The sequence below is a fragment of the Chitinophaga sp. W3I9 genome, assembly GCF_050434025.1.
Classification (GTDB): domain Bacteria; phylum Bacteroidota; class Bacteroidia; order Chitinophagales; family Chitinophagaceae; genus Chitinophaga.
On record NZ_JBNPWC010000001.1, the window covers coordinates 7,199,318 to 7,220,883 of the forward strand.

Annotated in this window: 18 protein-coding genes; 8 read left to right on the forward strand and 10 right to left on the reverse strand. The window is 46.2% G+C overall.

All coding sequences use genetic code 11. The features are described from left to right. Position 1 precedes the first annotated feature (1 nt). From QFZ51_RS29115 to QFZ51_RS29140, 6 genes are all read right to left on the reverse strand, one after another. Positions 2-871 (reverse strand): anti-sigma factor domain-containing protein, encoded by an 870-nt coding sequence (locus QFZ51_RS29115; protein WP_429050933.1) that lies wholly within the window; start codon positions 869-871, stop codon positions 2-4. 66 nt (positions 872-937) lie between these two features. Beyond that, the gene (locus tag QFZ51_RS29120) at positions 938-1,456 is read right to left on the reverse strand and encodes an RNA polymerase sigma factor (protein ID WP_370912342.1); all 519 of its coding nucleotides are present in this window, start codon (positions 1,454-1,456) and stop codon (positions 938-940) included. Between the two features lie 104 nt (positions 1,457-1,560). After that, positions 1,561-2,139: a peptide deformylase gene (gene def / locus QFZ51_RS29125; protein ID WP_429050934.1), complete on the reverse strand. Its 579-nt coding sequence runs from the start codon at positions 2,137-2,139 to the stop codon at positions 1,561-1,563. Between the two features lie 102 nt (positions 2,140-2,241). Beyond that, positions 2,242-2,655: a Holliday junction resolvase RuvX gene (ruvX, locus tag QFZ51_RS29130; protein ID WP_370912340.1), complete on the reverse strand. Its 414-nt coding sequence runs from the start codon at positions 2,653-2,655 to the stop codon at positions 2,242-2,244. Between the two features lie 25 nt (positions 2,656-2,680). Then, positions 2,681-3,547, reverse strand: coding sequence for a UbiA-like polyprenyltransferase (locus tag QFZ51_RS29135; RefSeq protein ID WP_429050935.1), 867 nt, complete (start codon positions 3,545-3,547; stop codon positions 2,681-2,683). A gap of 12 nt (positions 3,548-3,559) precedes the next feature. Continuing rightward, on the reverse strand, positions 3,560-4,093 hold the full coding sequence (locus tag QFZ51_RS29140; RefSeq protein ID WP_429050937.1) for an RNA methyltransferase: 534 nt from the start codon (positions 4,091-4,093) through the stop codon (positions 3,560-3,562). Between the two features lie 46 nt (positions 4,094-4,139). Here QFZ51_RS29140 and QFZ51_RS29145 point away from each other — a divergent pair, with 46 nt between their 5' ends. Both QFZ51_RS29145 and mutS read left to right on the forward strand, forming a co-directional pair. Further along, entirely contained in the window at positions 4,140-5,369 is a 1,230-nt protein-coding gene (locus QFZ51_RS29145; protein ID WP_429050939.1) for a hypothetical protein, read from the forward strand. After that, the gene (gene mutS / locus QFZ51_RS29150) at positions 5,362-6,750 is read left to right on the forward strand and encodes a DNA mismatch repair protein MutS (protein WP_429051609.1); all 1,389 of its coding nucleotides are present in this window, start codon (positions 5,362-5,364) and stop codon (positions 6,748-6,750) included. The genes QFZ51_RS29145 and mutS overlap by 8 nt, the downstream gene beginning before the upstream one ends. A gap of 81 nt (positions 6,751-6,831) precedes the next feature. Here the strand turns inward: mutS and QFZ51_RS29155 are convergent, their stop codons facing one another. The 4 genes from QFZ51_RS29155 to QFZ51_RS29170 form a co-directional block, all read right to left on the reverse strand. Then, on the reverse strand, positions 6,832-8,409 hold the full coding sequence (locus tag QFZ51_RS29155) for a SusD/RagB family nutrient-binding outer membrane lipoprotein (RefSeq protein ID WP_429050941.1): 1,578 nt from the start codon (positions 8,407-8,409) through the stop codon (positions 6,832-6,834). A gap of 37 nt (positions 8,410-8,446) precedes the next feature. Further along, positions 8,447-11,302 (reverse strand): SusC/RagA family TonB-linked outer membrane protein, encoded by a 2,856-nt coding sequence (locus QFZ51_RS29160; protein ID WP_429050942.1) that lies wholly within the window; start codon positions 11,300-11,302, stop codon positions 8,447-8,449. Next, positions 11,292-11,729 (reverse strand): carboxypeptidase-like regulatory domain-containing protein, encoded by a 438-nt coding sequence (locus tag QFZ51_RS29165; RefSeq protein ID WP_429050944.1) that lies wholly within the window; start codon positions 11,727-11,729, stop codon positions 11,292-11,294. Before QFZ51_RS29165 ends, QFZ51_RS29160 begins: the two co-directional genes overlap by 11 nt. 646 nt (positions 11,730-12,375) lie before the next feature. Further along, a complete protein-coding gene (locus QFZ51_RS29170; RefSeq protein WP_429050945.1) occupies positions 12,376-13,407 on the reverse strand; it encodes a LacI family DNA-binding transcriptional regulator in 1,032 nt (343 codons plus the stop codon). Positions 13,408-13,719: 312 nt separating this feature from the next. On the opposite strand from QFZ51_RS29170, the gene QFZ51_RS29175 reads away from it, so the two are divergent. From QFZ51_RS29175 to QFZ51_RS29200, 6 genes are all read left to right on the forward strand, one after another. Further along, positions 13,720-14,595: an AraC family transcriptional regulator gene (locus tag QFZ51_RS29175; RefSeq protein WP_429050947.1), complete on the forward strand. Its 876-nt coding sequence runs from the start codon at positions 13,720-13,722 to the stop codon at positions 14,593-14,595. A 138-nt stretch (positions 14,596-14,733) separates the two neighbouring features. After that, positions 14,734-15,318: an RNA polymerase sigma factor gene (locus tag QFZ51_RS29180; protein WP_429050949.1), complete on the forward strand. Its 585-nt coding sequence runs from the start codon at positions 14,734-14,736 to the stop codon at positions 15,316-15,318. Positions 15,319-15,410: 92 nt separating this feature from the next. Next, on the forward strand, positions 15,411-16,436 hold the full coding sequence (locus QFZ51_RS29185) for a FecR family protein (RefSeq protein WP_429050951.1): 1,026 nt from the start codon (positions 15,411-15,413) through the stop codon (positions 16,434-16,436). A 5-nt stretch (positions 16,437-16,441) separates the two neighbouring features. Then, positions 16,442-19,927 carry a SusC/RagA family TonB-linked outer membrane protein gene (locus QFZ51_RS29190; RefSeq protein ID WP_429050952.1) on the forward strand — a complete coding sequence of 1,162 codons (3,486 nt, stop codon included), beginning with the start codon at positions 16,442-16,444 and terminating at the stop codon, positions 19,925-19,927. A gap of 11 nt (positions 19,928-19,938) precedes the next feature. Further along, positions 19,939-21,339 carry a SusD/RagB family nutrient-binding outer membrane lipoprotein gene (locus QFZ51_RS29195; protein WP_429050954.1) on the forward strand — a complete coding sequence of 467 codons (1,401 nt, stop codon included), beginning with the start codon at positions 19,939-19,941 and terminating at the stop codon, positions 21,337-21,339. Continuing rightward, the gene (locus tag QFZ51_RS29200) at positions 21,311-21,517 is read left to right on the forward strand and encodes a SusD/RagB family nutrient-binding outer membrane lipoprotein (RefSeq protein ID WP_429050956.1); all 207 of its coding nucleotides are present in this window, start codon (positions 21,311-21,313) and stop codon (positions 21,515-21,517) included. Before QFZ51_RS29195 ends, QFZ51_RS29200 begins: the two co-directional genes overlap by 29 nt. Positions 21,518-21,566: the final 49 nt, after the last annotated feature.

Consider the following 21,566-nt stretch of genomic DNA (forward strand, 5'->3'; position numbering starts at 1 on the left):
GTTATTTTGCCAATTTTGCCGACATGCATACCTGGTCCATACTGGGGTCCTGGCTGCCGCCTTTCTTTTCAAGCGTAATGGCAAAGCCTTGTGCGGCAGCCACCGCTTTCATTTGTTGTAACAGTTGTGACGCATCGGCTCCGGTGAGGAACACACCTGCATCTACCAGTTTCTTATTTACTATGGCCCACAGCTGGAATTGCTTACCGGCCGGAGGTATAGGCATTAATTGTGCCTGCAGGTATACGGCCTGTGTGTTTGCATTCCATCCTACGGCTACCAGGTTGCCTGCATACTTGCCGCCGCCGGGGATCTTTGTCCATTTAAAATCGGGGTTATTCAGCGGATCTGCATCTGTTACCACATTGGCGGGCGTTTCCTTCAAACTGGTCAGCGCCTGTTGTTCCTTATCTGCTTCCAGCTTTTCTTTGGTGGCTATGAGCGACTGGTAGCGGCTTTTATAGTCGGTGGATTTACGGAAGAAAAAGAAGTTCATGAAAACACTGCCCAGCAGCAAAGCTACAATGGCGGCTGTGAGATACTTCCATAGCTTGTCATTTGATTTTTTTGCCACCGGCAGCTGTTTTACCGGTGTTTCCCGGGCGGGTTGCTGCACTTGTTTTTTATTTTTCCCGTTCAGGGGAGCGGAGATGGGTGTACGCAGTTCATCCGGCAGCAGGTTGTTGCCTTCCTGCGTGTTTTCCTGACGGATCATTTCCATCAGCCGTTCCTTAATGCCGTAAGGAGGCGCTATCGCGTACAGCTGCACAAAACGCTCCTTGTCATGCTGCAATGAATCCACTGCAGCTTTAACGTCGGGGTATTGAGACACGGCCGTTTCTACCTCACCTTGTTCTGTTTCCGGTAACATACCGAATACATAGCTTTCAAGGATTCCGGATGATATGTATCGTTGTACATCCACTATTTCTTATAATTACAATTGTTTTAACAGTGTTCTCAATTGTATAATAGCATTGCGCATGCGGGTTTTCACCGTACCCAATGGTATTTCAAGGGACTTGGCTATTTCTTCCTGGGTATGTCCCTTGAAGTAAGCCATGTCAATAATAATACGTTGATCTTTTTGAAGCTTTTCAATCACTTTAGTTAAACCAAGATGGTCCACAGATAAATGCACCGCCAGTTGTGGTTCATACATCAGTGCCACGCTGTTTACATCCTGTACGCGCTGTTCCAGTTTGTGATTTTTTGAGCGGAGACTATCAATTGCTGTGTTGCGGGTGATATTCAACATCCAGGTGAATAACCTGCCTTTTGAGGCATCATAACGGTCAATATTCCGCCAGATCTTTACAAATACTTCCTGCAGCACATCTCCGGCGGCTGTTTCTTCTCCCACTACTTTCAGGGCTACACCATATAAAGCGGGTGAATAGTGATCATACAAATAAGTGAATATCTTTTCATCCCTGGCTATAAGGCCCTGAATCAATTCAACTTCAGTGTATGTTAAGGTAGCTCCCAAGTTTGAGGATATGGATGTTATACTTTATGATACCAAAATAACAGGTTTTCTTTACATTACAAAATTATTTCCTATTTAGGGAAAGTCATCCGGTAATCTACTCTTATTTTACCTTTGGTAATATCTTCCAGCTTACTTTTCAACATTCTGCGCTTTAATGGCTTCAGGTGATCGATGAATAAAACCCCGTCGATGTGGTCATATTCATGGAGGATTACCCGGGCAGTCACGCCGGTGAACGTTCTTACATGCGGGGTAAAATTCTCATCCACATAGCTGAGGGTAACGGTTTCCGCACGGGTTACATCTTCGCGCACCTTTGGAATGCTCAAACATCCCTCATTATACGCCCACTCTTTTCCGCCGGTTTCCACGATATGCGCATTGATAAATACGCCTTTTACCCCTTCATCTCCGGGATAATCGTTCTTTTCGTCTTCTTCCAGGTTATGAATAATCTGCTCACTATCTACCACAAACAGCCGGATCGCCTTATTTACCTGTGGAGCAGCAATGCCCACACCGTTAGAACCATACATGGTTTCCCACATATTGGCAATCAATTCCTTCAGGTTTGGATATTCAGGAGTGATGTCTTCTGCTACTTTTCTCAATACCGGGTGCCCGTAAGCTACAATTGGCAAAATCATGTTCAAATACTTGGTTTAATCCGCAAAGATAGACAATTTCGGAGTTCAGCGGAGGTTGTCTTTCTCAGGATTACGCTGATTTTGGTGATTTTTTATATGTTATTATATTTTATTACGGAGGTACTCCTGTAATATAATAGTGGCACTTATTTCGTCTACCAGGGCTTTATTCCGGCGGTCCATTTTCTTCAGACCGCTGTCGATCATTGTCTGGAAGGCCATTTTAGAGGTAAAACGCTCATCTACCTTTACAACAGGGATATCGGGGAAATTCTTTTTAATGATGCGGATACATTCCACCACCAGTGCAGTGGCATCGGTAGCGTTGCCATCCAGTCCTTTGGGTTCTCCTATTACAATCGTTTCCACCTGTTCGGCGGCGAAGTACTTTTTCAGGAAAGGGATCAGGTCGTGCGTGGCCACGGTGGTTAGCCCGGTGGCAATCATCTGTAAAGGGTCTGTTACGGCCAGTCCCGTTCTCTTTTTTCCGTAATCTATTGCCATCAGGCGGGCCATATAGTAGCTTTTAACAAGGTTAGGGCTAATGAAAAACGAGCATATCCGTGATCGCAAAAACAGCGAATACCACGCTCGCAATCCCGTTGGTAGTCATAAACATAATATTGATCCTGCTGAGATCATTGGGTTTTACCAGTAAATGCTGGGAAACGAGCATCACCACAAAAACAGCCGCTCCTATCCAGTAAATCCAGTGAAAATGCCCGGTTAAGCCGATAGTCACTACCAGTGCAGCCGCTATCACATGAAGTAATTCCGAAAAACGCAGGGCGCCGGAGAGTCCCAGCCAGGCCGGAATGGAATTCAGCTGCTGTGATTTGTCAAAATCCTCGTCCTGCAGGGAATAAATAATATCAAATCCGGATACCCAGCATAATACCAGGAAAGATACCAGTACCGGTAACAGTGCAAAACTACCGGTTACTGCCAGGTAAGCGCCTATAGGCGCCAGCGACAATCCCACGCCCAGCACCAGGTGGCAAAACGCGGTAAAACGCTTGGTATAGCTATATCCCAGCACCACCAGCAAAGCTACCGGCGACAGGTAAAAGCATACCGGGTTGATAAACCAGGTAGCGATAATAAACAATACCACATTGGCTATAATAAAGAACAGGGCATTTTTGGGAGATATGATACCGGCCGGGATTTCCCTTTTTGCCGTACGTGGATTGAGCTTGTCGATATCCACATCCAGCCACCGGTTGAACGCCATTGCAGCACTGCGCGCAAACACCATGCACAGCACTACCAGTAAAAAAGTAACCCAGTTGAAGCCGCCGCCTCCTTTGGTGGTAGCCATAAAAAAGCCGGTGAGGGCAAAAGGCATGGCAAAGATGGTATGACTGAACTTTACCAGCGATAAATACTTGTTGACCGTAGAAATCATATAATTAATCCTTTAAGCCTTCTTCAATTTTACAAAGATATCCCAAACCACAATACCAGTGCTCACGGAAATATTCAGGGAATGCTTCATGCCCAGCTGGGGAATTTCGATACAACCATCTACCAGCTTCATTACTTCCCCGTCCACCCCACTCACTTCATTCCCAAAAACCAGCGCCAGCGGCTGATCTTCCGGAGGCGTAAAACTATTCAGCATATAACTGTTCACCGCCTGCTCAATGGCCATCACCCTGTACCCGGCTACTTTCAGTTCCTGTACTGCGCTCACGGTGGTGTCAAAATACTGCCACTCCACCGTTTCGGTAGCGCCCAAAGCCGTTTTATTGATATCGCGGTGCGGTGGCACCGGCGTATAGCCACAAAGAATGATCCCCTGTACCAGGAATGCATCCGCGGTACGGAACACTGATCCCACGTTGTGCATGCTGCGTATATTATCCAATACCAGTACAATAGGCGTTTTATCGGCAGCCTTGAACTCTTCCACCGTTTTACGGCCCAGTTCATCCATGCTTAATTTTCTCATCACCTGCAAAGATAATAGGATGGGATGAGTTTTATATATTTGCGCCATGGCAAAAAGTAAAACGGAAGAAACACCGCTCATGCAGCAACATAAGGCCATCAAGGACAGATACCCTGATGCCGTACTGTTGTTCCGTGTTGGCGATTTTTATGAAACGTTTAATGAGGATGCAGTTATAGCCGCCCGCGTACTGGGCATTGTGTTAACCAAAAGGGCCAATGGGTCCGCCTCTTATGTTGACCTGGCAGGATTTCCCCACCACTCGTTAGATACTTATCTCCATAAACTGGTAAAAGCCGGTCACCGGGTGGCCGTATGCGACCAGCTGGAAGATCCCAAAACAGTAAAAGGCATTGTCAAACGTGGCGTCACCGAAATGGTCACCCCCGGCGTAGCCATCAACGATAAGCTGCTCGAAAACGCCAGCAACAACTTCCTGGCGGCGGTTCATTTTGGTGCAGACACCACCGGTGTGTCTTTCCTCGATATTTCCACCGGCGAGTTTTTTATTGCAGAAGGCAGCACGGAATATGTGGATAAGCTCCTCCAGAGCTTCCGTCCGGCGGAAGTACTGTTCGCCAAACAACAACAGAAAAATTTCAAAGCCACTTTCGGCACCCGTTTCTACACCTATACGATGGATGAGTGGATATTTACCACCACCTATGCGGAAGAAATACTGCTGAAACATTTCCAGACCCATTCCCTGAAAGGATACGGCGTGGAAGGCCTGCCCGCTGCTATTATCGCTGCCGGCGCCACCCTTCACTACCTGAAAGATACCGAGCATCCCAACCTCCAGCATATTACCCGCATGCAGCGCATCAGCCAGGACGATTTTCTCTGGATGGACCGCTTCACCGTGCGCAACCTGGAGCTGCTCAACAGCAGCGTGGAAAACGGCCATACCCTCCTGAAAGTACTGGACAATACCGTTACCCCCATGGGGGCACGCCTGCTCAAACGCTGGATGGTATTCCCTCTCCGCGATATCAAAGCCATCAACGAACGACTGGATACCGTGGAATACTTTATCAAAGAAACCGATCTCTCCAAATCCCTGGTACACCACCTGAAACAAACCGGCGACCTGGAAAGACTGGTATCCAAGATACCGCTGAAGAAAATAAATCCGCGGGAAGTACTACAGCTGGCCCGCTCCCTGCAACAGGTACAGGCCGTGCAGGCACTCCTGGAAAACAGCAGCAGCGATTACCTCCGCCGGGCTAAACGAAAAACTGGATCCCTGCGTTCCCTTACTGGACCGCATTCTTAATGAAATTATGGAAAACCCGCCGGTACTGGTAAACAAAGGCGGCTGCATCAAAGAAGGCGTAAACGCAGAGCTGGATGACCTCCGCAATATCGCGAACAAAGGGAAGGACTACCTGCTGCAAATTCAACAGAAAGAATCCGAAGCTACCGGCATTCCTTCCCTGAAAATAGCTTTCAATAATGTATTCGGCTATTACCTGGAAGTAACCAATACCCATAAAAACAAAGTGCCCGACCGCTGGATGCGCAAGCAAACACTGGCCAACGCAGAACGCTATATTACGCCCGAACTGAAAGAGTATGAGGAAAAGATTGTAGGAGCGGAAGATAAGATCCAGGTGCTGGAAAGCAGATTGTTCGACGACCTGGTACAAAGCCTGCAGGCGTTTATTAAGCCGGTACAGGAAGATGCGCAGGTGTTTGCGCGAATCGACTGCCTCCTGTGTTTTGCACATAATGCCATGCAGTACAAATACCGCCGCCCGAATATCACGGAAGGATTTGACCTGGTCATCAAAGAAGGCCGTCACCCGGTGATCGAAAGAGGACTCCCTGCCGGTGAAAGCTATGTTTCCAACGATCTGCAGCTGGACAAAGCATCCCAGCAGATCATTATTCTTACGGGACCCAACATGTCCGGTAAATCGGCCCTGTTGCGGCAAACAGCGCTCATCACCCTGATGTCGCACATGGGCAGCTTTGTACCTGCCACCAGTGCTGATATTGGTCTTACCGATAAAATATTTACCCGTGTAGGCGCTTCCGATAACCTGAGCGGCGGCGAATCTACGTTCATGGTGGAAATGAACGAAACCGCCAGCATCATCAACAGCATTACCCCGCGCAGCCTTGTGATACTGGATGAAATAGGACGAGGTACCAGCACGTACGACGGGATCTCCATTGCCTGGAGCATCGTGGAATACCTTCACGATATGACGGCGCACTGCCCTAAAACGCTGTTTGCCACGCACTATCATGAGTTGAATGAACTGGAAAACAAACATGCGCGGGTAAAGAACTTCCATATCACTAATATGGAATCGGGGAACAAAATTATTTTCCTGCGTAAACTGGCGCCGGGCGGAAGTCGCCACAGCTTTGGTATTCATGTGGCGCGCATGGCGGGCATGCCGCCAGAACTGATCAACAGGGCCAATGAAGTGCTGGCAAATCTCGAAGAAAAACATATTGATGCGCCATTGCAGAAAAACATAAAACAGATCAGCACACCCTCTCAGAAATTACAGCTGAATATCTTTGACGCCCACAGTGATGTGTTCCAGCAGATCCGTGAGAAACTGGATACCGTGGATATTAACCGGTTAACACCGGTGGAAGCATTGCTGAAGCTGAGCGAGATTAAGAATATGATCGGGTAGGTTTCTGATCATCATTATAATAAAAAAAACGTCCCGGAATATCCGGGACGTTTTTTTATTATAATCATTGTTCACTGGTCCTTAACGAACGTCCCAGAAAATTTTGATGTTGGCTTTGTCCTTTGACGCTACCTGAGCATAGTTATCAGGATTGTAAATCTGCTCTGTAGATGGATACAGCAAACGCTGTGGTGGCGTCGTGGAACCGGAAGATGTACCGGTAGCAAAAGGTAATACAGGATAACCTGTACGTCTTACTTCTGTCCATGACTCGCCTGCCTGCAGGATGAAGAAGTTCACCCATTTTTGTGTCCAGATCTTTGCCAGTTTTTGCTGGGAAGTACCGGTATAGGCAATGGCTGGCTTAGCAATGAAACTGCTGATAACAGTGCCGGACGGTGTAGGCAGTATAGGCCACACACCGGAGCTGAATACAGCAGATTGGTTAATACTGTAATAAAAATTTACTGATTGAGCAATACCGTTTTCATAATCTGTTTGCGGTGTACCAATGCTCCATCTTTCACCTGCTTCTGCTTTCAGGAAGCTTACTTCAGATGCCGTAAATATTACGCCAGGCACATTGTAGTTATTAAAGAAAGTAGCGGTATCGTAGGTAGCATACCCTAAGTTTTCATAATCAGTAGCAGTACCATTTGCCGGGAAACCATGCATACCGTGCTTTGCACCCGCATCCCAATAAACATCTGTACGTGGATCACCATTGATCGCCATCACAGTATCCAGCAGAAAAGCAGGTGCAAACGGACTACCCGTCAGAGCGCTTTGCAGGTCGCTTTTTAAAGTAGGCGAACTCATTTTGATCAATACATTCTGAGAATTGTCACTCACCAGCGGATATTTGGACGGGTTGGTCAGCATAGCTGTTACCGCTGTTTTGGCATTAGCTTCTTTCACATAAGAAGTATGCATCAACAGGCGCAGGCGCAGGGAGTTAGCATAACGCCTCCAGGCGGTAAGATCACCATTCAGCACGAAATCAGCTCTCTGAAAAGCGGCTAACGTTTCAACAGAGATAGAAGCCGTTTCAAAATAACTGTTCAGGTTGTCCAGTCCGGCAATCAGTGTATCATACACAGCAGCTGCATTATCAAAAGGTGCAGGTATCACCACACGGTCCGTGTTGAGAGAACCAGCCTTGCTGAAAGGAATATCTCCCCAGAGATCTATCATTTGTGCAGCCTGATCGTACAACACCACTTTGGCACAGTTCAGGAAAATCAGTTGATCTGCCTGCTGGGCGGGCGTCAGGTTACTATAAGTAGTTTCCATTTCCCGGTAGTTAGCCATGATACCCGGACCAACATAGTTCAGGTCATTATCGTCGCTTTTGCTACCTGCGTAAAAATCGATCCAACGGTTCTCTGTATAAGCCGGAGTAGGAATATACATTTTTATGGATGGCGAGAGTGCCGTTGTTTGCGAAAATGCTGCAGTGGTAGGCAGTATAAAGGTCGCGTAATCCCAGTAAGACGGGCGCATACGCTTGTTCATGTACATACCGCTGAGCAGTTTGCTCATTGAGCCGGTAGTAGTTAACTCCGGGTTCGGGTAGGCGTCTGCAATTTGTTTCTTACAAGAGCTGAAAGTAGCTACCAGCAAGATGAGCAGTGAAGTATTTATTAAAAGGCGTTTCATTTTAATCTGTTAAGTTCGTTTACAAATCAGTATTCTGCTAGAAACGGGCACGCAGGCTGGCTCCCAAACTTCTTGTTGGACCAACGGTACCACCATCAATTCCCTGGCTAAACCATTGAGAACCTACTGCTACTTCCGGATCTAAGCCTTTCGGTAAAGTCTTCCATACATAGAAGAGGTTTCTGCCAACCAATGAGAACTGCAAACCCTGGAAGTGTAATTTTTCAACAATGCTTTTAGGCATGTTATAAGTAAGGGTTACTTCACGAAGCTTAATATAACTGTTTTTCATTACAGCATTCTCATACAGGCCATTGGTTTGCCAATCATACTGATTCATGTAATATTGCGCAGCAGTAATTACCTTTTCATTCTTCTTACCATCAGCAGTTACACCTGGTAAAATCACACCATCGTGATGTGCACCATTCGGGTTAGCCACCAGGTTACCACTGGCATAGTCAATTGCATCGTAAGCAATACCACCATGAGCAGCATCCCTGTATTGGAGGGTACTGTTAAACATACCTGCACCGATCTGATAGTAGTAAGGAATAGATACCAGATCGCCACCTAAACGGTAATCCAGCGTAAAGTCCAGCGTAAAGTTTTTATAGCGGAGCGAGTTGGAGAAACCACCCACTACTTTAGGCATGATGTTACCGGCTAATTCCCATGCGTTGGTATTAGCGGTATAAATACCATCTGCATTTACCAGGTAGTTACCGTTCGCGTCTTTGTCACGTGGGTGTACATAAATGTTACCCAATGGATCACCTACGTTGGATTGCAGCAACAGATAACCACCGTCATAACTCTGCATGGTTAAGGTTGTCATACCATCTCTCAGCGCGGTCAGCTTGTTCTTGTTGATGGCAAAATTAAAGCGGGTAGTCCAGCTGAAATTTTTGGTAGTGATGGGAGAAGCATTGATAGCTGCTTCAAAACCGGAGTTGCTGAGGTCCCCTGCATTCATGATCTGAGAGGTAGCACCACCGGATGCTGGTGTACTCATAGTCAGGATTTGATTCATGACTTTGTTATTATAGTAACTGAAGTCTACACCAATCTTATTTTTCAGGAACCTTGCCTCGAAGCCAACCTCAGTTTCCCTTTTCTTTTCGGATCTCAACTCTTCATTACCAAAGGCGCTGGGATTGGTTTGCTGATAGGGAATGTTATTTTTACTGAGGGTAACCGTGTAAGGATTGTAGGCAACATTAGCCTGGTACATGTTTGGATGATTACCCACCAGACCGTAAGAAGCCCTGAATTTCGCATAATCAACGAAAGAAGGCAACTTTACTACTTCTGACAACAGGAAACCAGCATTCACGGAAGGATAGAAGTACTTGTTATTTTTTACCGGCAAAGTGGAGGTAGACTCATAACGACCGGTTCCTTCCAGGAACAAAAATCCTTTATAAGCCAGGTTCACCATACCAAAGCCGGCTACATCAATCTGTTCTGCGCGAACTCCTGTTGCGTACAACGGATCAGCAGAGTTGGCCAAACTGAACCAGTTTTCATCCATCAAACCACCTTTCGTCTGAGTAAACTGATTCTTATATTTCTGTTTGCGGCCCGTAACACCACCGGTGAAAGACATATCAAAGTCCTTCGCTACTTTAGGGTTATAGATCAACATCGCATCTCCATAAAAGGAGTTATTATTACGGGTATTCAGCGCATACTGACCGGTATAGCCATAAACAGCCGGTTTGGTGTTGTATTGCTGATCGGAAGTTGTAACATTGGTGAAGTCACCACCTACACGGCCTCTGAAACGCAGACTATTCAGAAGGCTTACATTCAGCGTAGCGCTGTTGATAAAGCGATTCTGTGTTTCATCATACCTGTTACGCAGGTTATTCCACAGATAGTCCATCAGGTTGGTAGCCCTGAAGCGGTATGCCATTTTCTCATCCTGATCGTACTGGTTATTGTCCGCAGCTACATATTTGTAACCGTTACTGGTCTGATATTTATTGAAGAACGTACTCATGTCATCGAAGCGGCTGAAGAAGCCATCGAATGACCCAAATATGTTACTCATCACATTCGCGCGGTTGTGAACAAAGGTGTTGTTGTAAGTAGATATCAGATCTACGCTAACCTTGTCACTTAATTTTAATGTACCGTTGAAGTTAAAGTTGTTTTTATAAAGATTACTTCCTGGCATAATACTCTTATAATCTACACGATTGTAAGAAAACCGGAAACTACCTTTATCGCTTGCGTTGGAAATAGCCACGTTGGCTGCAGAGTTATAACCATTCTGGAAGAAGTCCTTGTAGTTATCTTTCTGCGCTACATACTTGCGGGTAGTGCCATCCCAGTATTTCACGTCGCGGCCGTCGAATTTTGGTCCGAACTGATCATATGCTCTGTAATAAGGATGCATAGCACCATCAGCGTCTGTAATCCAGCCGTCGGGTGTAGCACCTACGGAGATGTTGGTTGCGGGGTCATAACCGGGACCATATTCATTCTGGTAATCCGGTGTAGCTGCGAGTTTCTCCTGGTTGTAAACATAATTAACGTCTACATTCAGGCCGCGGCCTTTCGCTCCTTTCTTGGTGGTAATTACCACCACCCCGTTAGTGGCTTCAGAACCGTACAAAGCAGATGCACTGGCGCCTTTGAGGATCGTCAGTGTTTCAATGTCTTCCGGGTTGATATCCAGTGCACCATTCCCCTCAATCCTTGAGTTGCTGGTACCAAAAGTGTTGGTGGTAGGATCATTAAAGTTTCTCAGCGGTACACCATCCACTACGTACAGCGGTTGTGTGCTCAGGCTTACAGAAGAAACTCCTCTTACCTGTACGGAAACACCACTGGAAGCGCCACCGGGAGCAGATACGATTTTCACACCGGCTGCTTTACCATACAAGGCAGAAGCAAAGTTTGGTACTTCCGCTTTCGGTAATTTCTTTGGAACTTACGGTGCTAACAGAGTAACCCAGTGCCTTGGCTTCTCTCTTAATACCCATAGCGGTAACCACTACTTCATTCAGATTCTTGTTGTCTTCTTTTAATACAATGTTTACGGCAGACTGTCCATTAACAGCTACTTCCTGGTTGATAAATCCAATGTAGGAAAAAACGAGTGTAGCGCCGTCTGCTACCTGGATTTTAAAATTTCCATCGGGGCCGGTTGTAGCTCCGTTGGAGGCGTTTTTCTCTTTTACGGTAACACCTGGTAAAGGCGTTCCTTTTGCGTCCTTAACGGTTCCCGCAACAGCTTTCTTATCCTGCGCCCACGCAGTGATACAGCAGCATAAGAAAAGCAACGTGGTGAGAAGAAGTGATCTTCGCATAGCTTCCTTTTGGTTTAGTGAATTATAACAAGTGAATCAGACACATAAGCAAAAAAAGACACGAAAGGCCCGCTACCATTAACTTGCCTGCATTGCACAGGAGTCCTGATGGTAATCACGTGGTTTCCGTTCTTAAATAATCAAATGGAATTACTCCATTGGCATTAATTGTTATTCTGACATCATACCAGTAGTAAAACGTTTTAGCAATACCACATAAAAAAAACCTGTACCCACTTTCACATTTCTTTTTCACTACAAGTTTGGCTGATCCCTCTGAATAATGGTTTCAAACTTAGGGATAATTACGAGAAGTGCAAAGAAGATTTAACAATTTTTTTATTTATCGTTAACAGCTCGTTAAGAAAGAGAAAATAATATTCTATGTGATTAAAATAGCATTACAACTCGTGATCGCCTTCGGCGATTTTAAATTGTCTTGGAACACTGATTACGCTGATTATACTGATTTTTTTGATTTTACTTTTTGATTTTGTTTTGATTTTGTTTTGATTTTTAAAAAGAAGAAGGGAGACATAAGCAGATCTGTATATATCTCCCTTCTTCTTTTTAATCAAAATAAAATCAAAAAAGTAAAATCAGTATAATCAGCGTAATCAGTGTTCCAAGACAACCTCCGCGCCAATCACCGCCGCGAAGAAGACGCCCGGATAATCAGCTCCGGTTCCAGCACTACCTGTTGTTGCGGAGAAGCAGGAGCTCCTGCCGGATGATTTAATTCTTTCATCAATACTTCCACAATACTTTTCCCGATGGCAGCAATAGGTTGTGAAACACAGGTAATGGAAGGACTATGCAAACGAAACAGGTCGTGGTCATCAAAGCCCACCAGTCCGATCTCTTTTCCTATTTCCCATCCCATAGAGCGGATGGTTTCAATACCTGCAATTCCCAGGTAGTTGGTGGCAAAAAAAACGGCGTCCACACCCTTTGCAGCAGTGAGGAATTTTCTAATTTCATTATTGAAACTTTCGCGGTCCAGGTCGAACGGCAGGCGTTTCACAAACGATTTATTAAAAGGAATTTTATGATCTTTGAGTGCTGCCGTGAAACCATCCAGCCTGTCTTTCATCTGCGTTTGATCAGATGCGATGGTAACAATCGCAATTTTCTTATAGCCTTGCTCCACCAGGTGCGCAGTAGCATCATAGGCGCCCTTATAGTTGTTGAGCACCACATAGTGACTGTTTACATGCGGGAAATAGCGATCCACCAGCACCAGCGGCTTCGCAGCCGATTGAAGCAGTTCTATTTCTTTGTCGAGGTTTTTGGTGGGCGTAATAATATAACCATCTACCTGCCGGTATTTCAGTACTTCCAGTAGTCCCTTTGCCTTTTCCGTATTATCTTCCGTACTGCCGTAAAGTACTTTATAACCGTGCCTGTCGGCCTCGTCTTCCACTACTTTAGCCAGCGTGGCGAAGAAGTTGTTCGCAATGTCCTCCACAATAAGACCAATCGTTTTGGTTTTACCGGTTCGCAGTCCGCGGGCAAGCTGGTTGGGTTTATATTTCAGCCGGGTTGCAATTTTCTGGATTTTCTTACTTACCTGTTCACTGATTCTTTTCTCCTTTGCTTTACCGTTGAGTACAAAAGATACCGTTGTGGGAGATACTCCGGCCTGTTTTGCAATATCTTTAATAGAGATCCCTTTCATAGAAAAAATGCTACATCGATTTAGCCGGACGTAATTTACAAAATGAAGTTGGAAATTACATTGTTGTACTAATTATTCCAAGTACCCCCGCCAAAACTATTGCCCTACCCCGGTTGATTTTCTATCACATAAAAAGGTTATTTTCGGGAAAATGATATTTTTTTAACCAATTTTTAATAATTTGGCATCATTCATAGGACGATATCAATACTACTCACCTGCCTGCATAGGGTTCCCCTGAGCCAGGATAATGGCGATGGTAATAAAGTATAGGACGGTCACAGTAATATAGTAGCTTAAATTAATACATGAATGAAACCCATCCTTATTAAAGTTGGGGCTTTTGCCGATAATCAGATCACGATCATAGAAAGAAGTGATCCTTATTTCAATACACCATTCCACTTCCACCCGGAGTGCGAGCTGGTATATGTTACGGAAAGCCATGGGAAGAGAATTGTAGGGGATAGCATCGAAAGCTTTGAAGAAGGCGATATGGTGTTTCTCGGTCCGCATATTCCGCATGTATGGTATAATGAAGAAGAATACTATAAGGGAGATGAAAATCTGAAAGCCCGTTCTGTGGTTATCTATTTTCCCAAAGACATATTCGGGGAGAAATTTTACGGATTGCCGGAAACCAAAGCACTCAGTGAACTGTTTCACCGGGCACAAAGAGGCATGAAAATCACCGGCGCCACCCATGAACTGCTGAAACCCGAAATCCTGGCGCTTCCGCGGAAGGAGGGACTGGACCGCATCATTTCCCTTCTCCATATCTTAAAAACACTTTCGGAAACCCGCGACTGCTACTACCTGGCCAGCACCGGTTACTCCCACGCCTACAACATAAAGGATAACCATAAGATCGATGAAGTGTTCAAGTACGTCATGAATAACTTCTCCAAGGAAATATCCCTGCAGGATGTGGCCAGCATCACCAACCTCTCACCCCAATCCTTCTGCCGCTTCTTTAAAAACCGTACAAAAAAATCCTTTGTACAGTTCCTCAACGAAGTACGTATCGGTCACGCCTGTAAACGGTTAACCGAGGAAGACTGGTCCATCGCGGAAATCGCCTACTCCTGCGGCTTTAAAAACCTTTCCAATTTCAATCGCTTCTTCAAGGAAATTGTAGGCAAAACACCCAAGGAATATAAAAATGAACTGCGCCTGAAGGAAGCATGATAAAAAATGTAATTATTTTATCATTTGGTTCTTTAGTTATTTTAAAAAGTAAGCGTCAAATGTCAGAATATCAAAATTTTCTTCTTACATTCATTTCAGTAATTATCAACCAAAACGCTTAATTACTACTGTAATTCGATGTACAGCAGTTATTCCGACAACCAGCTAATTTCGCTGCTGAAAAGCGACGACAGCGCTGCCTTCAATGCCATCTACGACCGCTACAGTAAAATGCTGTATTTATTCATACACAGCAAACTGGACGCCTCAGAGATCAGCAAAGATGTGCTGCAGGAACTCTTTATTTCCCTATGGGAGAAGAGACATTCACTGATCCTCAAAGAATCATTGAAAGCTTACCTGTACCAGGTAGCCCGCCATAAAATCATCGATATTTACCGGAAAAACGCCACTTACCGCAAATACCTGCAGCAACTCATCGAACATTTCGATGCCCAGCCGCATTCCATCACGGAAACAGTAGACAATAAAGCACGGACACAGGAACTGTTTGAGGCGATCAACCACCTGCCCGACCGCATGAAAGAAATTTTCATGCTCAGCCGGTTTGAAAACCTCACCGTAGAACAGATCTCCACTCATCTTGGCCTTTCCCAACAGACGGTAAAAAACCAGATTACCAAAGCATTGAAGATACTAAGGACCAGTTATGCCAGGACCGACCTGATCGTACTCCTGATATATATTTATTTGTTTATTTAGCCCGCAGGCCCGTAGCCAGGTAAAAAATAATTAAATGTACATGGTACCTTTTCCACGTTATTACGACTTATCAACACATAAAACGGCAACAGGTGGACACAGAACAGATTAAAATATTGCTGGAGCGATATAACCAGGGGAATTGCTCACCGGAGGAAGCTGCTATTGTAGATCAGTGGTTTGAAAATATCAACCGGCATAAGTCCACCTATATAGCAGATAAAGAACTGGACCACGAGCTCGACAGCATCCGTTTACAACTCAATGAACATATCACACCCACGCCAAAGGTGCGGCATATCCATACCCGTTACTGGTACGCCGCAACTGCGGCTATCATATTACTGGCAGCGGGGCTTTTCTGGTTTAACCAACAAACGCCCCGTACCGGGCCAGGTGCCGGCAACTTCCAGCCTCCGGTTATTGCGCGGCAATCCAACCGGATCATCAGGAACGGATTTGTGGAAATCACCACGCCCAAAGGCAATAAAGAAAGTATTACCCTCGAAGACGGCAGCTCCCTGGAACTGAACGCCGGTAGTAAAGTACGCTACCCCGAACATTTCGACAGCAACAGCCGCACCATTTTCCTGGAAGAAGGAGAAGCCTTTTTTAATGTAGCCGCCGACCCGGCCAGGAAATTTGTGGTGAATACCGGCGAACTGGCCACCACCGCACTCGGTACCGCCTTTAATATACGCGCATATGCCAGCGAACATAAAGTAACCGTAGCACTTGTGAGCGGCAAGGTAAAAGTAGACCAACTGAATAAAAACAGCCAATCCGCTTCATCACTCATTTTGCTGCCAAGTGAACAGATCAGCTACGACCCTATTTCACTTAGCCTCGTAAAATCTGTTTTCAATAAACCCGAAGACATCACCGGCTGGAAACAAGGATACCTTGTATTCAAAGATGCCCCCTATAATGAAATAGTAACAGGTATAGAAAATCGTTATGACGTTACCGTTATCAACGAAAGCGACAAAAAAGAATGGAACTACAACGGCTCTTTCAAAAACGAAAGCCTGAAAGACGTCATGGATATTATTTGCCTGGCCAAATCCCTTTCTTATACCATTAAAAACGATACCGTTCACCTGCAAAACAAAAACTAGTCCATATGAGGGTAAAGCCATGCCCCATGATGTGGTTTGTATCCATGGGGTTGATGCTGACACTACTGTTGGCGGGGAGCTTGAACACAACGACTAGTGCCATCACGCAAACACCCGACCCGCCCACAGGTTTAGTTGTCACCATACAGGTAAAAAACAAAAACCTGGAAGAAGTAATGGCCGAAATTTCGGTAAAAACAGGACTAAACTTTCATTACGACAAAGCTGATCTTAACCTGAAGAAAAAGATTACGTTAAACTGTACGAAAACACCCATTGATGAAGTACTTGCGTTATTATCAGCTCAGGCCGGATTAAAGTTTACCCTTATCAACAACAAAATCATTGTAGGCGCAGAAAGTGAAGTCAAACCCTCACCCACTGCAGACCTGCTGAATCATGTATCCCTGGAGAGAGAGATCAGTGGAACAGTACGCGATAACAAAGGCACGCCGCTCCCGGGAGTCACCATTCAGATCAAATATTCCAATAAAGGAACCCAATCTAACGCCGATGCTGGTTTTTCACTAAAAGCCAGCACCGGCGACGTGCTGGTGTTTAGTTCCGTTGGCTTTATCACCCGGGAAGTTACCCTGAGCGCCGACCCACACCTCGATGTACGCCTGCAGGAAAATGTAAAGGCACTCAATGAGCTGGTGGTTACCGCACTAGGCATCCAGAAAAAAAGCAGGGAACTGCCCTACTCTACCCAACAGCTGGATGGAGATGACCTGCAACTGGTGAAAGATGCCAACGTTATCAACAGCCTGAACGGAAAAACAGCCGGCGCCACCATCACCCGCAGCGCCTCCGGTGTTGGCGGCTCCGTGAGAGTAGTACTGCGCGGTAACAAATCCACCCGCGAAAACCAGCCCCTTTATATCGTGGATGGCGTACCTTATGCCAACTACACACCCGCGCAACCTTCAGATGTATGGGGCCAGTCGCACAACATCATCGGTGCCGGCGGCCGCGATGGCGGCGATGGCATCTCCAACATCAACCCCGACGATATTGAAAGCATCAGCATCCTGAAGGGCGCTTCTGCTGCCGCCCTCTATGGCAGCCAGGCCGCCAACGGCGTGATCCTCATCACCACCAAAAAAGGAAAACCCGGCAGAAGCAAAATCGACGTTTCTTCCGATTATACCCGGGAAATGCCCGAAATCCTGCCCCCGCTGCAATATCGCTATGCACAAACCGATACGCCCGGCGTAGATAAAGTAGGCACGCCACAACCCGGATCACTCGGCAGCTGGGGCAGACCTGTGAACGCACCCGATCATGTAAAAAACTTTTATAACACCGGCTCCACCTTTACCAACACCATCGCCTTCAGCGGCGGCACAGAAACCGCACAGAGTTACTTCTCCTACGCCAACACCACCAATAAAGGAATTCTTCCCACCAACAAATTCGACCGCCATACGGTGAACCTGCGCGAAACCCTGAAGCTGCTGAACGACAAACTGGTAATGGACGCCAATGTATCCTTTACTGCACAAAACACGACTAACCGGTTGTCATCCGGATTGTACTACAGTCCTATTTCCGGGCTCTATACCTTCCCCCGTGGGCAGGACTTCGACTATTACAAAAACAATTTTGAATACTACGACCAGGGCCGCGACCTGTACATGCAGAACTGGTGGAATATCCGCAATGATAAAAAATGGATCGGGCAAGACGACCAGCAAAACCCCATGTGGGCGCTATACCGCGACCTGCGCCTGGATTCCCGCTACCGCGGCCTCGCTACCATATCGCTTACCTGGCAATTGAACGATTGGCTGTCGCTGAAAGGGCGCGGCAACTTTGACAAATCGCTCGATCAATACGAACTGGAAGCATACGCCGGTACACAAATCGTACTCGCCGGTTCCAACGGCCGGTATACCCTCGAACGGGAATTTAATACCCAACTGTACGGGGATATCATGCTGAATGCCAGCCGCAAAATGAACAAGTGGCTGCACCTGGCCGGTAATATCGGTGCAAGCATCACCGACACCAAAGCACACGAACGCACTTTTAACGGCTCCAATCCCAATGCCGATCCGGGACTCACGTACCCTAATAAATTTTCGGTATCCAATATCCTGAGCACCTCGCTCGATGCACAACACAGCATAGATCAGAAACAATTGCAGGCCGTATTCGGCAATGTGCAGGCAGGCATCAACAACTACCTTTTCCTGGATGTCACCGGTCGTAACGACTGGTCCAGCACCTTTGCCTATACCTCTACCCTGCATAAAGGATACTTTTATTATTCCGCCGGGCTGTCTGCCGTATGGAGTGAGATGTTTAAAATGCCCGCCTTCATTGATTTCCTGCGTTCCCGTATTTCCTACGCCAAGGTTGGTAATGATATCGCCGCTTACGCATCCCGGCCGGCGGCATTTACGTTACAAACCATTGCCGGCGTAACACGGGTAGTATTGAATCAACGTACCCTGTATCCCGGTCTCAGCCTGGAACCGGAAGACAACCGTTCTTTTGAAATAGGACTGGAAACACATCTGCTGAAAAACAGGATCACCGCCGATGTAACCTTCTATAAAAATAATAACTACAAGCAGTACATGGAAGTGCCGGCGCCATTGGGTAACAGGTATAACACCTACTACCTCAACATGGGGAATATACAAAACCAGGGCTGGGAAGCTACGCTCACCTTAATGCCTATACGTAATAAGGCAGTATCGTGGACCAGCACCATCAACTTTGCCGCGAATAAAAATAAAATCGTTTCTCTTTCCAATTCCAGGATCATTGGAGCGGATACGAGCAGCATGTTTGTGCTCACCGATTTCGGGGTAAATATGTTTGGCTCCTTCATTATGGAAGGCGGCTCCTGGGGCGATATCTACTCCAATAAAGAATTGTTGCAGAACGATAAGGGCGCTTATGTAATTGATGCTGCCGGCAAATTGCAAACGCGCAACGCATTTAAAAAAGTAGGCAATCCCAATCCTGATTTCACATTGGGATGGAACAACAGCATCGACTATAAAAATTTCAACCTGAGCTTCCTCATCGACGGCCGCTTCGGCGGCAAGGTGATGAGTGTAACACAGGCGGTATTGGACTGGTATGGCGTAAGTGAAGAGAGCGCCAAAGCCCGCGATAAAGGCGGCGTGGAAATAAATGCGGTGAACAGCAATGGAACGCCTTACAGCGGAAAACTGGATGCGCAAAGCTACTATACCACCATTGGCGGCAGGGCCGGCATCGGTGAAATGTATATGTACGACGCCACCAACATCCGCTTACGGGAACTGAGCCTGAGCTACCGCATACCACTGAAGTGGAAATGGATACGGAATATGCGGATGGGCATCGTAGGCAGGAACCTCTTCTTTTTTGAGCTGCACGCACCATTTGATCCGGAAGTATCGATGGGAACAGGCAACGGACTGCAGGGCGTAGATGTTTTTGGCTTACCGCCCATGCGAAGTATGGGGATCAACCTGAGATTAGGCATTTAAAATACTCACCAATGAAAAGCTGGAAAATCGCCACATTATCCGCCGTTATGGCAATTCTGCTGGCAAGTGCATGTACGAAGAATTTTGATGAGATTAACAGAAACCCTTTCGACTTTACAGAAGAGGAGCTGAAAGCCGATTACCGGCTGATGGGGGAACCCTTATCCCAGGCGCAACTGAACCTGCTTATTTATAACGACCCGCCTACCGCGCAGTTACAACAGAATCTGAATGCAGATGTTTTCTCCGGCTATATGATGGCCCCCACTCCTTTTGAGGGCAATATCAATAATACCAACTATGGCCTGTTATACTACTGGAACAATAAACCATGGCAGGTAACTTACAGCAACGTAATGAAAACCTGCGATTTTGCACAGTCGAAAGCGAAAGGCCATTATGCCGATTTTTATGCCTGGGCGCAGATCATCAAAGTAGAAGCCATGCACCGCATCAGCGATATTTACGGTCCCGTGATCTACACAAAATATGGTATACTGAATGAAGAAATGGGCATTGATTATGATTCACAGCAGGAAGCGTACTATGCTTTTTTTAAAGACCTGGATGAAGCGGTGGACACATTAACCGGTTTTATAAACAGTGGCTTCCCCCAACGCTTTGCAGCCTTCGACCTGGTATACAAAGGCGATTACACCCAATGGGTAAAATTTGCCAACACCCTTCGCTTACGGCTGGCCATCCGTATTTCCGGGATTGATCCGAAGAAAGCAAAGGAAGAAGGAGAAGCAGCGCTGCGGCATCCGCTGGGATTGCTCACAACACCTGCAGATAACTTTGCAGTGAATATTTCACCGGTTACGCATCCGCTGAATATTATGTGTTATACCTGGGCTGATCTGAGAATGAGCGCTCCCATGGAATCAATCCTCACGGGATATAAAGATCCGCGATTGGCGCATTATTTTATACCTACCGACGATGGTGTGAATATATACCACGGCATCCGCAACGGCATTAAGATCGCCGCCAAAGAAGAATACAGCGGTTTTTCACAGCTGGTGAAATTCGACAGTAAGATATTGTTTATGACCGCCGCGGAAGCCTGGTTCCTGAAAGCCGAAGCTGCACTGTACGGCTGGCAGGGCGCCGGTAATGCGGCTACCAATTATGCTGCCGGCATCAGCACTTCTTTTAATCAATACAGCATTACTAACGCTAACGTATATATGAATAACAATGTGGATAAACCCCACCCATATACGGATCCTCAAAATAGCGACAATAACATACCGGAAGGCGATCCGCATTTAAGTACGGTTACCATCAAGTGGAATGAAAGCGCTACGCTTCAACAGAAACTGGAACGGATTATCACGCAGAAATGGATTGCCATGTTCCCCGAAGGACAGGAAGCATGGAGTGAATTTCCGCCGCACCGGTTACCCTAAATTATTTCCCGTAGTAATTAACAACAGCGGCGGCACCATTTCTACCGAAAAATTTATCCGCCGCCTGCCCATGCCGCAGATAGAACTCGTTACCAATCCTAAAGCAGTAGCCCGCGCAGTAGCCACGTTAAAAGGACCCGACACCGGCGGAACACCACTCTGGTGGGATCTCCGGTAAATCTCAAAAAAAATTAAAAATAATTTAAAACAAGATAGTACTAAATATA